Annotated in this window: 1 protein-coding gene; it reads left to right on the plus strand. The window is 65.3% G+C overall.

Translation table 11 applies throughout. From position 1 onward, the window contains the following. A partial coding sequence (locus IAE34_RS24175) for an acyltransferase domain-containing protein (protein ID WP_200141479.1) occupies positions 1-1078 on the plus strand: 1078 nt, incomplete at both ends.

The raw sequence follows: 1078 nt of genomic DNA on the forward strand, positions 1-1078 counted from the left end.
TCCGGCCTGGGCGCCGATGCAATCGACTATGTGGAGGCCCATGGCACCGGGACCGTCCTGGGCGACCCGATCGAGGTCAACGCCCTGGGAGCAGCTCTCTGCCAGGGACGAACCCACGAGCAGCGCCTGACCCTGGGTTCGGTCAAGGCCAACATCGGCCACCTTGAGTCCGCCGCTGGCATTGCCGGCATCATCAAAGTGGTCATGGCTCTGCAGCACAAGGAGTTTCCTCCCCAGGCCAACTACAGCCAGCCCAATCCGCGTATTCGCTGGGATGAATTCCCGCTTCATGTGCCAACCCAGCGCACACCCTGGCCGGCCAATGGTCGACCACGGACCGCCGGCGTCAGCGGCTTCGGCTTTGGCGGTACGAATGCCCATGTCATTCTGCAAGAGGCACCTGCTCATCCCGCCAGGCGCGTCGCCGACTGTTCTCCGCCACGACACCTGCTGACCCTGTCAGCCCAGAGCCCGGCCTCACTGGCCGCGCTACGGCAGAAGTATGCCGATCACCTGCGCCGCCACCCGGCACTGCTACCCCAGGACCTCTGCTTCTCGGCCAATACCGGTCGCGCCGCCCTCGAGTACCGGGCGGCCTTCACAGGGCAGACCTTGGAGGAGCTGCACCGGCAACTGCTGGACGACACCCTCGCAATGCCCAGCTCGCCTGTTACCGATGCTCCCCGGGTCGCCTTCCTGTTCACAGGCCAGGGCGCCCAGTACCCCGGGATGGGCAAAGCGCTCTATGCCAGTCAACCGGTGTTCCGGGACGTCATCAACCGCTGCAACGACTACATCCTAGCCCACGAAGGCTGGTCACTGATCGACCTGCTCTATGCCGAGAATGCCGATGCGGCGCGCCTGGACCAGACCGTACACACCCAGCCGGCACTGTTCTGCGTCGAGTACGCACTGGCGAGCATGTGGATGGCATGGGGCGTCGTCCCGTCTGTGGTCATGGGGCACAGCATCGGTGAATATGTCGCAGCCTGCGTCGCCCAGGTCTTCAGCCTCGAGGACGGATTGAAACTGGTCCTGGCCCGCGGGCGTCTGATGCAGTCCCTGCCGGCTGGGGGGG

Origin of the sequence: Pseudomonas sp. S30, assembly GCF_016518545.1 — a bacterium.
Taxonomy (GTDB): Bacteria; Pseudomonadota; Gammaproteobacteria; order Pseudomonadales; family Pseudomonadaceae; genus Aquipseudomonas.